The organism is Solidesulfovibrio sp. (genome assembly GCF_029978005.1).
Taxonomy (GTDB): Bacteria; Desulfobacterota; Desulfovibrionia; order Desulfovibrionales; family Desulfovibrionaceae; genus Solidesulfovibrio.
Map to the genome: position 1 here is coordinate 47,671 of NZ_JARKOZ010000139.1, position 12,528 is coordinate 60,198.

The following is a 12,528-nucleotide window of genomic DNA, read 5'->3' on the forward strand; positions in this document are numbered from 1 at the left end:
TTTCCTGCATTGCATCTTTGTGACCATGCGGACGCGCCCTGGCGCAACGGCCGCGAAACGGATAGAAGCGACCCAGGAGCGACACGGAGGTAGGGCATGAATCGCAGAGGCTTCCTGCGCGCGGCCGCGCTTGCCGCCGCATCGGGACTGTCCGGCTTGCGCTTTGCCGAGGCCGCGACATCGTCGTCGTCGTCGGAAAACTATGACGCCGTCGTCGTCGGTGCCGGGCTCGGCGGGCTTTGCTGCGCGGCGCACCTGGCCAGGGCCGGCCACAGGACGCTGCTCCTCGAACAGCACTATCGCCTGGGCGGCTACGCCACGTCCTTTGCCCGCCGCGACGGCAACGGGCGGGAGTTCGCCTGCGAGGTGTCGCTGCACGCCTCGGCCCTGGACACGCCGAACACCCGGCCCATGCTCGAAGCGTTGGGCCTGTGGGACAGGATCGGCCTGGCGGCCCATCCCCATGCCTGGGCCTCGCGCTTCCCGGGCTTTCCCCTGGACGTTCCGGCGAAGACCGGCCTTGGCGGCTTCGAGCGGCAGCTGGCGGCGCTTTTCCCCGGAGAGGCCGAGGGCCTGGGGCGCTATTTCGCCCTGTGGCGGGCCGTCATGGACGAGACCGCCCGGCTCGGCGGCGACGGCCGCGACTTTCCCCGGCGTTTTCCCCACTTGTGGGCCATCCGGGACAAGACCGTGGCCCAGGTGCTGGAGCCCTTCGTGCAAAGCCCCCGGCTGCGGGCCGTGCTGACCCAGAGCTGCGGCTACTACGGCCTGCCGCCCTCGCGGCTGTCGGCCTTCTACTACCTCGTGCCCACGGGCCAGTACCTCGAATCCGGCGGCTATTACGTCCGGGGCACCTCCCAGGCCCTGTCCGACGCGCTGGGCGACGTGATCGCCACCGCCGGGGGCGAGGTGCGCCTGCGCACGCGCGTGGCCTCCATCCTGACGCGAAACGGCCGGGCCGTGGGCGTGCGCACGGCTGACGGCCGGGATGCCTACGCGCGGGCCGTGGCGCTGAACGCTTGCGCTCCGGCCGCTTTCGACGGTCTGCTCCTTCCGGGGGGCGCGGCCGACGGCGAGCGGCAAAAGATGGCCCGCCTGGACCCCAGTCCGGGGAGCGTCATCGTCTGGCTGGGCCTTGACCGCGACGTCACCGAGGTCCTGGGCGAACCGGAACTGTCCGTCTATCCGAGCCTGGACATGGAGGCCAACTACGCCGCGGCCATGGCCTGCGATTTCGAGAAGGCCTCCTTCTCCATGATGCTCTACGACAACCTGGTCCCCGGCTTTTCCCCGCCCGGCTGCTCCACGGTCTGCCTGGTGTGCCTGTGCGGCTACGAGCATTGGCGGCCCTTCGAGGCGGACTACCTTTCCGGGCGCAAGGCGGCCTACGTGGCCGAGAAGCGCCGGCTGGCCGACATCCTGATCCGCCGGGCCGAGGAGGCCGTGCTGCCGGGGCTCTCCGCCAGGATCGTCATGCGCGACGCCGCGACGCCCCTGACCAACCGGCGCTTCACGGGCAACGCCCGGGGCGCGATCTACGGCTTCGCGCCCACGCCCGACAATGCGTTTCTCAGCCGCCTGCCGAATGCCACCACCGTGCCCGGGCTTTTCCTGGCCAGCGCCTGGGGCAGCCCCGGCGGCGGCTACACCGGCGCGCTCATGGCCGGCCGGCAGGCCTACCAGGCCATGGGCGAAATATTGGCCTAGGAACGGGCGACGAGCGCCTGGGGCGGCGGGGGCAGGGCGGCCAGGGCTTCCCTTACGCCCTGGAGAAAGGCCTCGGCGGCGGGTCCTGGCCGGGAGCCCTGGCGGCGCACGACCAGGACCGGCGCGAAAAGCGCCTCCTCGGCCCAGGGCAGGGCGACGAGCTCCCCCGCCGCCTGGGCCTGGTGCACGGCCAGCCAGGGCGCCACGCCGAAGCCCTGTCCGGCGGCCACGCAGCGCAGGATCACCGGCAGGCTGGTGCAGGCGACCACCGCGCCAAGGCGCGTGCCGGCCCGCTCCAGAGCGGCCTCGATGCGCCGGCGGACGTTCCACACGTGGCGCGTGACGAAAAGCTCCCGTCCGGCCAGTTCACGCGGCCCCACCGCCCCCAGCCGCGCCTCGGGCGCGTCCGGCGGGGCGACGACGCAAAGCGGCTCGCGGTGGATTTCCTCCATGACCACGCCCTCGGCGGCGAAGGGCTCGCCCAGGTGCAGCCCCATGTCCATGACGCCCTGGCGCAGCTCCCCGGCCAGCCCCTGTCGGGAATGGGTGGCCAGGACCAGGCGCGTATGGGGGTAGCGCTTGCGCAAGGCGGCCACGGCTTGGGGCGCCACGGCCAGGCCCAGGCTCTCGGACAGGCGCACGGCCAGTTCCGGGCAGGCCTCGCCGTCCCGGCGCACGTCCCGGCGGATCTCGGCTTCCAGGTCGAGCAGCCGGCGGGCCAGGCCCATGAGCCGGCGGCCGTGCTCGGTGGGGGCCGTGCCGCCGCGGCGTCGCCGGAAAAGCGGCACGCCGAGGGCGTCCTCCAGGGCCTTGATCTGCGCCGTGACCGTGGACGGGGCCAGGGACAGCTCCTTGGCCGCCTGGCGGAAGGACAGGCTCTCGGCCGCGGCCAGGAAGGTGCGCAATTGCCAGGGGTCGAGCATGTTCGGTTTCCCGGAATGCGTTGGGCCGGTATTGGCGGTCGCGGCAAGACTAGCCCGTATCGGGGGCCCCCGCAACGTTCGCGGTTCCCGAACGCCGGGCGGGCGGCCGGGCGCGCGCCCGGTCCCGCGCCCTTGCGGCCGCCGCTTGGGCGCGCTTGGCTTGGGGGCGCAAAAGCGGTAGAGGTCTCTCCTCCCGGCGCACCGGCGTCCGCGAGCCAAACCCCATGTTCGTCAGCATCAATCCGACAACCGGCCAGACCCTGGCCCGCTATCCCGCCTTCGACGCCCCGGCCGCCAGGCAGGTGCTGGACGAGTGCGCCGCGGCCCAGGCGCGCTGGCGCGACGTGCCCCTGGACGGGCGGCTGGCCGTGCTGTCGCGCCTGGCCGACCTGCTCGAGGAGCGGGTGGAGTTTCTGGCCGGCCTGGCCACGCGCGAAATGGGCAAGCTCCTGTCCGAATCCCGGGCCGAGGTGCGCCGCTGCGCCAGGGCCTGCCGGTTCTACGCCAAGATGAGCCCGCGCTGGCTCGCGCCCGAGGCGCTGCCCTCCGAGACCGGCCGGCGCATGGTCGTCTACGAACCGCTGGGGGTCATCCTGGCGGTCATGCCCTGGAATTTCCCCTACTGGCAGGTGCTGCGCGCCGCCGTGCCGCTCCTTGCCGCCGGCAACGCCGTGGCCGTCAAGCACGCGGCCAACGTCACCGGCGCGTCCCTGGCCCTGGAGGCGCTTTTTGAGGAAGCCGGCCTGCCGGGCGGCGTGTTTTCCCTGCTGCGCGTTCCCGAGGCCCTGGTGGCCGAGGCCGTGAACCATCCGGCCGTGCGCGGCGTGACGCTCACGGGTTCGGCCCGGGCCGGCGCGACCGTGGGGGGGCTCGCCGGCGCGGCCGTGAAAAAGGCGGTCATGGAGCTCGGCGGGGCCGACCCCTTCATCGTCCTGGCCGACGCCGCGCTCGGCGACTGCTGCGCCGCGGCCGAGACGGCCCGCATGCGCGCCTGCGGCCAGGCCTGCATCGCGGCCAAGCGCTTCATCGTCGAAGCGCCGCTTCTGGCCGAGTTCACCGACCGCTTGGCCGGGCGGCTGGCCGCCCATGTGCCGGGCGACCCCACCGATCCGGCCGTCACCGTCGGCCCCCTGGCCCGGTTGGACCTGCTCGAAAACCTCGACCGCCAGGTGCGCGAATCCGTGGCCATGGGCGCGCGCTGCGTCCTCGGCGGAAATCGCCTGCCCGGGCCGGGCTTTTTCTACGCGCCCACGCTGCTGACCGGCGTGCGGCCGGGCATGCCGGCCTTCGACGAGGAGCTTTTCGGCCCGGTGGCCGCCATCGTCGCCGCCCGGGACGAAGAGGAGGCGCTTTCCCTGGCCAATACCTCGGCCTACGGCCTGGGGGCCAGCGTGTGGACGGCGGACACGGCGCGCGGCCTGGCCCTGGCCCGGCGCATCGAGGCCGGCATGGTGGCGGTCAACGCCGTGCCGCGCTCGGATTTCCGCCTGCCCTTCGGCGGGGTCAAGCGCTCGGGCTACGGCCGGGAACTGGCCCGCTGGGGGCTTACGGAATTTTGCAACATCAAGTCCATCATCGTGGAGGACGCATGAGCGGCCAGGAACAGGACATGGCGGCCGAGATCGAGGCCCTGGAGGCGGATCTGGCCTCCCTGGAAGCGGAAAAGACCGCCGTGGCCAAGCGCGTGCGCGAACTCATGGACGCCGAGGACCCCAGGGCCGGCGTGTGCTACGCCCAGGAGATCTTCGCTGCCAAGCAGGAGAAGCTCACCCTGGAGACCCGGCACGAGATCGCCCGCCGCCGCCGCAACCGCCTGCTCCAGGGGATGTAGCCGCCCCGGGCGGCCCCAACGCGCCGGGAGGGAAGGCGCGGGCCGCTTCGCGGGAACGGGCGGCCCGGCTTGCCTCTTTGCGCCGCGCCCAGTCGGCGGCCAGGCGGATGCCGCTCAGCATGAGGATCACGGCGTTGACGGCGGCGTCTCCCCGCACGTGACGCCTGGCTTCCTCCAGGACGGGGGCGAGGTGGTTTTCCAGTTCCCGTTCCAGCCTCGTGGCGAATTCTTCCGGGCAGAGCGGAGAGCGTGTCCCGCCGTTTCGCGGCAGGGCGCGCAGGAGTCTGGCGAAGGCCGCGTAGGCGCTTCGAAGCGGCGCGTCGGCCGGCACCCTGGCGAACAGGCTGAAAAACGGGCAGCCCGAATACTGCATCCCGGCCAGCAGCAGCCGGAAGACGGCTCGCTGCCCCGTTTCCTCGAAATAATGCGTCCGCCCGCCCGCCTTGCACAGGACCATGGCGCGTTCATGGGAGACCACACCCGAAAGGCGCGTCAGCACCGGAGCCACGGCCGCCTTGACCAGACAGCCGCCGGTCAGCTGCGCGGCCAGGCACGGCGCGCCGTCGCGGCAGGGAATCGTCGGCATGGGGATGGGCAGGTCCGGCGTGGAGAAATGGAAAACGGGCATCCCCGCGACCGCGACGTGAAATTCCATGAAACGCTCCTTGTCCTTATGAGGCGTGCCTGCCGATGTGTCGCCCGTCGCGCCGGGATGGTTGCGCCGCTTCGCGCCCATGGCGCAACGGTCGCCCAGGACGCCCGCGGCATGCGGGGACAAGGATTTGTACCGCGCCTTTCCGGCCGCGCCCCGCCAGGCCGTCGCCCAGGGGGCAGGGGGCGACGGAGTATCGAGAGCGGATTCCTATCTGTCTTGAATTGCACGAGTATTTGAAGATTGCTGGGAGCTGTACAAAAACCTGAACGGGCTTCCAGGCAGTTCCCGGGGCGGGTAAAAGCATTTGTACCGAAAAAGGCCCCCCGGAAGGCGGTCGGATAAGCGGCTATGGGGTGCAATATTTTATAATATGCTGTAATAATGGTATTTTTTATATTTTTTGAGTGTTTGGCACGCCAGTTGCTATAGGCAAGGCATCCTTCCTCCGAAAAGGACATTTCAGAAAGCGGCTCCGGGATGGCGACCTGGAGCCGCTTTCTTGTTGTGCGCCGGAAAAAAAACGGCCGCCCGGCAGATGCCGGGCGGCCGTTCGCATTGGTGCGACGGGGCTCACTGGGCCGGGTGCTTGGTGCGGCAGGCCCGCTCCACGCCCCAGGCCTGCTCGTCGCGCTCGGCCGTGATCAGGTTGCTGATCATGCAATCCAGGGCGGCCGGGGAATAGACGCGGCATTCCTCGGCCTTGGCGTCCTGGTAGCGGCACTTGCAGGCCCGGCGCATGAGCATGCCGCCGTCGCGCGAGGCGGCGCGCTTGGCGTTGAGCATGACGCAGTCGGCATAGTTTTTGGGGGCGAAGCCCTGGGCCGAGGCCGTGGCCGCCAGACCAAGGACCAGGATCAGGGCCGCCGGGATGAGCAAACGGTGCATGCCTCCTCCTTTGCGTGAGGTGTTCCGGGGTTGGCCGGGACAGGTTGCGCGAACCGGCTCGGGGCGTCAACCGGGCTCGGGCCGGGATGGGGTCGTTGCCGCCGGCGCGCCTCGTCAGGGCGCGGGCTGGGTCGGCGTAACCTGCGGGACGGGCGCGCCTGGCGCAGGCACGCCTTCCGTCGCCGCCGGGCCTTGCGCCGGCGCGGGCGCGGCTTTCTTGCGGCTTTTTTTGGGTTTGTCCGCCGCCTTGTGTTCCGTGGCGGCCGGCGCGACTTGTCCGTCCGGGCGCGCCGCCTCAGGCGTTGGAGCGGCGGGCGAAGGCGTCTCGCCAGCCGCCGGCTGTTTCGCCGCTTTCCGGGCTTTGGGCCGGACGGTCCGCTCGGGCTCGCCGCCGGGCCTGTCCGTCGGCCGGCCGGCCAGGGCCGGCGGCGCGGCCATGGGGATGGGCACGCCCAGGGCCTTGGCCGCGGCGGCGTTGGTCGGGTCGATGGAAAGCGCCCGCTCGTAGGCCCGGCGGGACTCGTCGGGCCGGTCGGACAAGGCGGCGGCCAAGCCTTCGTCCTGGGCCAGCCGGGACAGGAAGAAACGGGCCCGCGCGTCGCCCGCGTCCACGGCCAGGGCCTGCTCCCAGGCGCTTTTGGCCAGCGGGACCTTGCCCAGGCGCTTGTACACGAGTCCGAGCAGGTCCAGGGCGGCGGTGTTGCGGGGTTCGAGCTCGAGCGCCGCCTCCAGCTCCAGGCGGGCGTTGGCCGGGGCGTCGAGCGTCCAGAAGGCCAGCCCCGAAAGGAGTCTGGCCAGGGCGTCGGCGCTGTCGGCCTGCTGGGCCTTGGCCAAAAGGCCGATGGCCTCGGCCGTGCGCCCGGTGGCGGCGGCCGCGAGCCCCTGGCCGACCAGGCTTCGCGCGTTGCCCGGATCGGCCTGGGCCATGGCCGTAAACCGAGTCCCGGCCGCTTCGGGCTTGCCTTCGAGCAGGTCCAGGCAGCCGAGCGTCCACAGCGCGAACAGGTCGTCGCCCCGGGCGGCGACCAAGGCTTCCAGGAGCTTTCTGGCCTCCTCCGGGCGGCCGGCCCCGAGCTTGGCCAGGGCCAGGCGGCTGGCGGCGTAAGGGTTTTGGGGGTCGCTGGCCAGGACCGTGGCAAAGGCCTGGAGGGCCTGGTCGAACCGGCCCCGGGCCAGGGATTCCGTGCCGTAGAAGAGCTGGTCGTCGAGGCTCATGGCCCGGGCCGCGACGGGCGCGGCCAGGCAGGCGGCGACGACGAGGATGCGCATGAGACGGTGCATGGCTGGGGCTTGGCAAAGCGGCGGGGGGCTGTCAAGGCCGGGTATGGCCTGGCGGGGTGGTTTGGTGTAGCTTGGTTCCTTGCGCCCGCCGCCCAAAGAGAGGGGCGGCAAGGAGGACGCCGTGGAAAAGCTTCGCGCCGTGGCCTGCTGTCTGGCCCTCGCCGCCGGCCTGTGCGCCGGCTGCGCCGGGGAGAGCCGCGCTCCGTCGGGCAAGGCCGTGCAGACGTCCTACCCCTCGCCGGACTACAATCCCGACCAGGCCGGGCCGCCGGCTTCCCCGTCGCCCGCGCCGCCCGCATCCGTCTCCGCGCCCGCGCCTCAGGGCCGGCCCCTGTACGGCCCCGTGGGCCAGACCGCGCCGGCCGCCGCCGCCCCGGCCGCGGCTCCTGCCGGCGTGCCGGCTCAGTCGCCCGCCATCCCGCCGGCCCGGGCAGGCCGACCGGCCGGCGCGCCCAACATGAACCGGCTGTTCGACGCCATGGACGCCGACCGCAACGGCCGGGTAACCTTGGAGGAATGGCGCAATTTCCACGAGAAGGAATTCCGCCGGCTGGACAAGAACGACGACGGCGTGCTGACCCGCGAGGAGATGGCCGCGCCGCCGCCCATGGCCCCGGGCGGCGCGGCCCCGCGTCCCGCGCCCTGACGCCTTTTCGAGACCGCTTTCGACGAGCCCCACAGACAAGGAGACCGCATGACCTCGCCCGTGATCCCGCTGCCCAAGGGATTTTCCTTCGCCACCGCCGCCGCCGGGTTCAAGCGCCCCGACCGCGACGACCTGGCGCTCATCGCCAGCGAGCCGCCGGCCGTGGCCGCCGGGGTGTTCACCAAAAACCTCTTCCAGGCCGCGCCCGTGCTGGTGGCCAAAAGCCAGCTCCAGGCCTCGGGCGGCCACGCCCGGGCCATCCTCGTCAACTCCGGCCAGGCCAACGCCTGCACCGGCGACGACGGCCTGGCCGACTGCCGGGCCACCCTGGCCCTGGTGGCTTCGGTGACTGACCTTTCCCCCGAGGAGATCCTGCCGGCCTCCACCGGCGTCATCGGCCAGCGCCTCAAGATGGACAAATGGAAGGCCGCCGTGCCGGCCCTGGCCGAAAGCCTCGGCAAGGCCTCGGCCGTGGACGCGGCCAAGGCCATCCTGACCACGGACACCTTCCCCAAGATCGCCTGGGGCACGCTCGCCACGGACGCCGGCGAGGTGCGCGTGCTCGGCATGTGCAAGGGCGCGGGCATGATTGCGCCCAACATGGCCACCATGATCGGCGTGCTCCTGTGCGACGCCAAAGTCGGGTCGCTGTGGTGGCAGGAGGCCGTGGCCGCTGCCGCGGACCGCAGCTTCAACAGCATCACCGTGGACGGCGACACCTCCACCAACGACTGCGTCCTGGGCCTGGCCAACGGCGCCTCCGAGGTGGTCATCGACTCGGCCGAGGGCCGGCAGGCCCTGCTCGCCGTCATGGTCGAGGTCTGCCAGGCGTTGGCCTTCATGCTCATCCAGGACGCCGAGGGCGGCACCAAGATCCTGCGCATCAAGGTGCAGGGAGCGGCCAGCCACGCCGAGGCCGAACTGGCCGCCCGGGCCGTGGGCAACTCCCCCTTGGTCAAGACGGCCTTTTTCGGCCAGGACGCCAATTGGGGCCGGATCGTGGCCGCCCTTGGCCGCTCGGGCGCGACCTTCGACCCCGAGGCCGTGAGCGTGCGCATCGGCGGCGTGACGGTCTTTACGCGCGGCATGCCCGTGCCCGAGGACCTCGACGCGCTGCTCGCGCCGCACATGCGCCGCGGCGAGATCAGCCTGGACGTGGAGCTCGGCAAGGGCCCGGGCCGCTACCTGCTTCTGGCCTCGGACCTGACCTACGACTACATCAAGATCAACGCCGACTACCGCACGTAGGCGTTTTTGGCGCGGCGCGGCCCCGCGAAGGGGCCGTGCCGCCGCGAGGTGCGCATGACCTGCGACAATCCCGGCCGCGTGGACACGAGCGAGCGCGACCGCCTGACCCGGCTGGCCGATTTCCTGTTCGAGGCCGGCATGCTGCGAAAGACCCCGCGTACGGGCTACCAGTTCCTGGGCTCGGGCGCGGAGAACGTGGCCGAGCACAGCTTCCGTGCCGCGCTGATCGGCTTCGTCCTGGCCAGCCGGGCCGGGGCCGATCCGCAAAAGACCATGGCCATGTGCCTCTTCCACGACCTGCACGAGGCCCGCACCGGCGACTTCAACTACGTCAACAAGCTCTACAACACCTGCGACGCCCGCCGGGCCATGGCCGACGCCCTGGCCGGCACCGGGCTGTCCGGCGCGGTCATGCCCCTTTTCGACGAGCTGGAGGCGGCCGAGTCCCAGGAAGCCAGGCTGGCCCAGGACGCGGACCAGATCGACCTCATCGCCAACCTGAAAGAAGAGCTCGACCGCGGCAACCGCTACGCCGCGGCCTGGATCGAGGCGGCCATGGCAAGGCTGCGCACCGAACCCGGCCGGGAGCTGGCCCGGGCCGTGGCCGGCACGGACCACGCCGAATGGTGGTTCACGGCCCCGGACCGGGAGTGGTGGAACCGCAAGAACGGCCGCGCCCCTGGCCGGGGCGGCGGGCAGGAGGAATAGCCGCCATGCGCGTGGCCGTCCTGTCCGACACCCACCTGCGCGCCCCAACCCCCTGGTTCGAGGCGGTCTACGAGCGCCACCTGGCCCCGGCCGACCGCGTCTACCACTGCGGCGACCACGCCGGATACGGCCTGTGGTCCTCCCTGCTGCGCCACCCGGGCTTCGAGGCCGTGGCCGGCAACTCCGACGGCTACGACCTGGCCGCCGAGCTGCCGCCGCTTCTCGAGCGCGACCTGTGCGGGCTGCGCCTGGCCGTCACCCATGGCTGGGGCCCCCGGCCGGGCCTGGCCGCGCGCATCGCCAAGGCCTTCGCCAAGCGCTATGACCTGGTCTTCTTCGGCCATTCCCACGCCGCCGAGGACGTGGTCATCGGCGGCATGCGCCTGGTCAACCCCGGCTCCTGCTCTCCCGGCGGCTCCCTGGCCCTGCTCGATTGTCAGGAAGGGGAGGGTGTGCACTCGATCCGCTTCGTATCCGTCTGACGCTCTCCGATCCTTCTGCAAGAGCCGCTGCGTCACGCTGGATGTTCGGTCCCGTGACGGATTGCGCGAATGCTTCTTTTTTGTCAAAAGGCGTCACCTGTTGGGCGCACTGGTCTGCTATGCCCTGCCGGACATCCTCACCCGGGGCCGCTGGAAGTGCACGCGGCTCTGTCGCGCCGCCTGGGCGACAAAAATGGAAGTTGTATGAAATCCATCAAATTGAAGATCATGTTGGGACTTTTCCTGGCCGTGACCGTGCCCATGGTGTTGGTGTTCGGCTTCCTTTTCCGGGCCTTCTACGACCAGACCCTCGAGCAGCGCATCGAGGCCGTCACGCGCGAGATAAACCAGCTCGACAACGCCATGACCATCTTCATGGACCAGGCCAAGGACAACGTGACGCTTCTGGCCGGCTCGCCCCTGCTGCGCCGGGTGGACGCCTCCCTGACTTCCTACGTCGCCACCAAGGAGAAGACCAAGGCCATTCCACGGGAGGACGACGCCGCGGGCAAGGCCATCATGGCCTACTACCAGGAGGTGCAGAACTCACATCCCCCCTATGTGGAAGTGTATTTCGGCTCCGAGGAGGGCGGCTTCGTTTCCAGCCTCGACGGGCCCATTCCCGCCGGCTACGATCCGCGAAAGCGCCCCTGGTACCTCGACGCCCTGGCCGCGCCGGACCGCCCGGTCATCTCCAAGGCCTACATGTCCACCTCGGGCGAGGCCGTGGTCGGCGTGACCAAGGTGGCTTCCGAGGGCGGCAAGCGCCTCGGGGCCGTGGGCGTGGACATTTCGCTTACGGTCCTCACGGACATCGTCAAGGCGATCAAGATCGGCCGCTCCGGTTACGTGGTCTTCGTCCAGGGCGACGGCGTGGTCATCTCCAACCCCCGCGACGCCGGGCAGAATTTCAAGAAGATCGCGGAGCTCGGCGTTGCCGGACTCAAGCAGGCCTTCGACCTCGGCCGGGGCCATGTCGTGGTGGAGATGGGCGGCGAGCGCTTCCTGGCCCTGTGCCACGACGCGCCCAAGCTCGGCTGGAAGTTCCTCACCTTCGTCAGCGAAGACGAGGTGGTGGGGCCGGTGCGCGCGCTCATGTGGCGCTCGGCCCTGGCCGTCGGCGCCATCCTGCTCCTTATCGGCGGCTTCATCTCCTTTTTCTTGAACAAGGAGATCTTCCGGCCCCTGACGCGCATCATCGGGCAGCTGCGGGCCGTGGGCCAGGGCCGCTACGACGAACGCCTGACGGTGCGCCGCCGCGACGAGGTGGGCGAGGTCTGCGAGGCCCTCAACCAGACCACACAGACCCTGGCCGCGAGCGTGGGCGAGATCGAGAAGCGCCGGGTCGAGGCCGAGCGCACGGCCCGGGAGGCCGGCGAGGCGCGCCTCCAGGCCGAGGAGGCGCGCAGCCGGGCCGAATCGGCCCGGATCGAGGGCATGCTCCACGCGGCCGACCGCCTCAAGGGCGTGGCCGGCGTCGTGTCCACGGCCTCGGGCGAGCTTTCCGCCCAGATCGAGGAGGCCAGCCTGGGGGCCGGGCATCAGTCCGGCCGCATCGACGAGACGGCCACGGCCGTGGAGGAGATGTCCGCCTCGGTGCTGGAGATCGCCCGCAACGCCGGCTCCGCCGCCGCCCTGGCCGACCGCACGCGCGCCGCCGCCGCCGACGGCAAGGCCCAGATGGAGAAGGTCAAGACCGACGCCCACGGCATCCACGACGGTTTCCAGGAGGTCTACGCCTCGGTTTCCGACCTCTCGGCCAAGGCGGACGGCATCGGCTCCATCGCCCGGACCATCGAGGACATCGCCGACCAGACGAATCTTCTGGCCCTTAACGCCGCCATCGAGGCGGCCCGGGCCGGTGAGGCCGGCCGGGGCTTCGCCGTGGTCGCCGACGAGGTCCGAAAGCTGGCCGAAAAGACCATGGTGGCCACCAAGGAAGTGGAGTCCCGCATCCGGGCCATCCAGGACGCCGCCGGCCGCAATATCAAAAGCATGGACCAGGCCGTTTCCGCCGTGGCCGAGGCCAATACCCTGGCCGAGCAGTCGGGCCAGGCCATTGCCGCCATTGTGGGCCATGCCGATGCCACCAGTTCCCAGATCCAGGCCATTGCCGCCTCGGCCGAGGAGCAGTCCGCCGCTTCGGAACAGATCAGCCGGGC

At 71.0% G+C, this 12,528-nt stretch carries 12 protein-coding genes; 8 read left to right on the plus strand and 4 right to left on the minus strand.

The features are described from left to right. Window positions 1-96 precede the first annotated feature (96 nt). Window positions 97-1,707: an NAD(P)/FAD-dependent oxidoreductase gene (locus tag Q1K70_RS15795; RefSeq protein ID WP_300161463.1), complete on the plus strand. Its 1,611-nt coding sequence runs from the start codon at window positions 97-99 to the stop codon at window positions 1,705-1,707. Here the strand turns inward: Q1K70_RS15795 and Q1K70_RS15800 are convergent. Beyond that, window positions 1,704-2,630 carry a LysR family transcriptional regulator gene (locus tag Q1K70_RS15800; protein WP_300161465.1) on the minus strand — a complete coding sequence of 309 codons (927 nt, stop codon included), beginning with the start codon at window positions 2,628-2,630 and terminating at the stop codon, window positions 1,704-1,706. The genes Q1K70_RS15795 and Q1K70_RS15800 overlap by 4 nt on opposite strands. Before the next feature lie 224 nt (window positions 2,631-2,854). Here Q1K70_RS15800 and Q1K70_RS15805 point away from each other — a divergent pair, with 224 nt between their 5' ends. Then, window positions 2,855-4,222 (plus strand): NAD-dependent succinate-semialdehyde dehydrogenase, encoded by a 1,368-nt coding sequence (locus Q1K70_RS15805; RefSeq protein ID WP_300161467.1) that lies wholly within the window; start codon window positions 2,855-2,857, stop codon window positions 4,220-4,222. Beyond that, the gene (locus Q1K70_RS15810; RefSeq protein WP_300161469.1) at window positions 4,219-4,461 is read left to right on the plus strand and encodes a hypothetical protein; all 243 of its coding nucleotides are present in this window, start codon (window positions 4,219-4,221) and stop codon (window positions 4,459-4,461) included. The genes Q1K70_RS15805 and Q1K70_RS15810 overlap by 4 nt, the downstream gene beginning before the upstream one ends. Here Q1K70_RS15810 and Q1K70_RS15815 read toward each other — a convergent pair. From Q1K70_RS15815 to Q1K70_RS15825, 3 genes are all read right to left on the minus strand, one after another. After that, window positions 4,397-5,116 carry a hypothetical protein gene (locus tag Q1K70_RS15815; protein WP_300161471.1) on the minus strand — a complete coding sequence of 240 codons (720 nt, stop codon included), beginning with the start codon at window positions 5,114-5,116 and terminating at the stop codon, window positions 4,397-4,399. The genes Q1K70_RS15810 and Q1K70_RS15815 overlap by 65 nt on opposite strands. Before the next feature lie 570 nt (window positions 5,117-5,686). Next, on the minus strand, window positions 5,687-6,001 hold the full coding sequence (locus Q1K70_RS15820; RefSeq protein ID WP_300161473.1) for a hypothetical protein: 315 nt from the start codon (window positions 5,999-6,001) through the stop codon (window positions 5,687-5,689). 114 nt (window positions 6,002-6,115) lie between these two features. Further along, a complete protein-coding gene (locus Q1K70_RS15825; protein WP_300161475.1) occupies window positions 6,116-7,282 on the minus strand; it encodes a tetratricopeptide repeat protein in 1,167 nt (388 codons plus the stop codon). A gap of 121 nt (window positions 7,283-7,403) precedes the next feature. On the opposite strand from Q1K70_RS15825, the gene Q1K70_RS15830 reads away from it, so the two are divergent. The 5 genes from Q1K70_RS15830 to Q1K70_RS15850 all read left to right on the plus strand — a co-directional run. Next, window positions 7,404-7,928 carry an EF-hand domain-containing protein gene (locus tag Q1K70_RS15830; RefSeq protein ID WP_300161477.1) on the plus strand — a complete coding sequence of 175 codons (525 nt, stop codon included), beginning with the start codon at window positions 7,404-7,406 and terminating at the stop codon, window positions 7,926-7,928. Window positions 7,929-7,976: 48 nt separating this feature from the next. Beyond that, window positions 7,977-9,176 (plus strand): bifunctional glutamate N-acetyltransferase/amino-acid acetyltransferase ArgJ, encoded by a 1,200-nt coding sequence (gene argJ / locus Q1K70_RS15835; protein WP_300161479.1) that lies wholly within the window; start codon window positions 7,977-7,979, stop codon window positions 9,174-9,176. Window positions 9,177-9,230: 54 nt separating this feature from the next. Continuing rightward, window positions 9,231-9,884 (plus strand): HD domain-containing protein, encoded by a 654-nt coding sequence (locus Q1K70_RS15840; RefSeq protein WP_300161481.1) that lies wholly within the window; start codon window positions 9,231-9,233, stop codon window positions 9,882-9,884. Between the two features lie 5 nt (window positions 9,885-9,889). After that, window positions 9,890-10,366: a YfcE family phosphodiesterase gene (locus Q1K70_RS15845; protein WP_300161483.1), complete on the plus strand. Its 477-nt coding sequence runs from the start codon at window positions 9,890-9,892 to the stop codon at window positions 10,364-10,366. Window positions 10,367-10,570: 204 nt separating this feature from the next. Beyond that, window positions 10,571-12,528, plus strand: a 1,958-nt coding sequence (locus Q1K70_RS15850; protein WP_300161485.1) for a methyl-accepting chemotaxis protein, incomplete at its 3' end; no start/stop codon positions are given.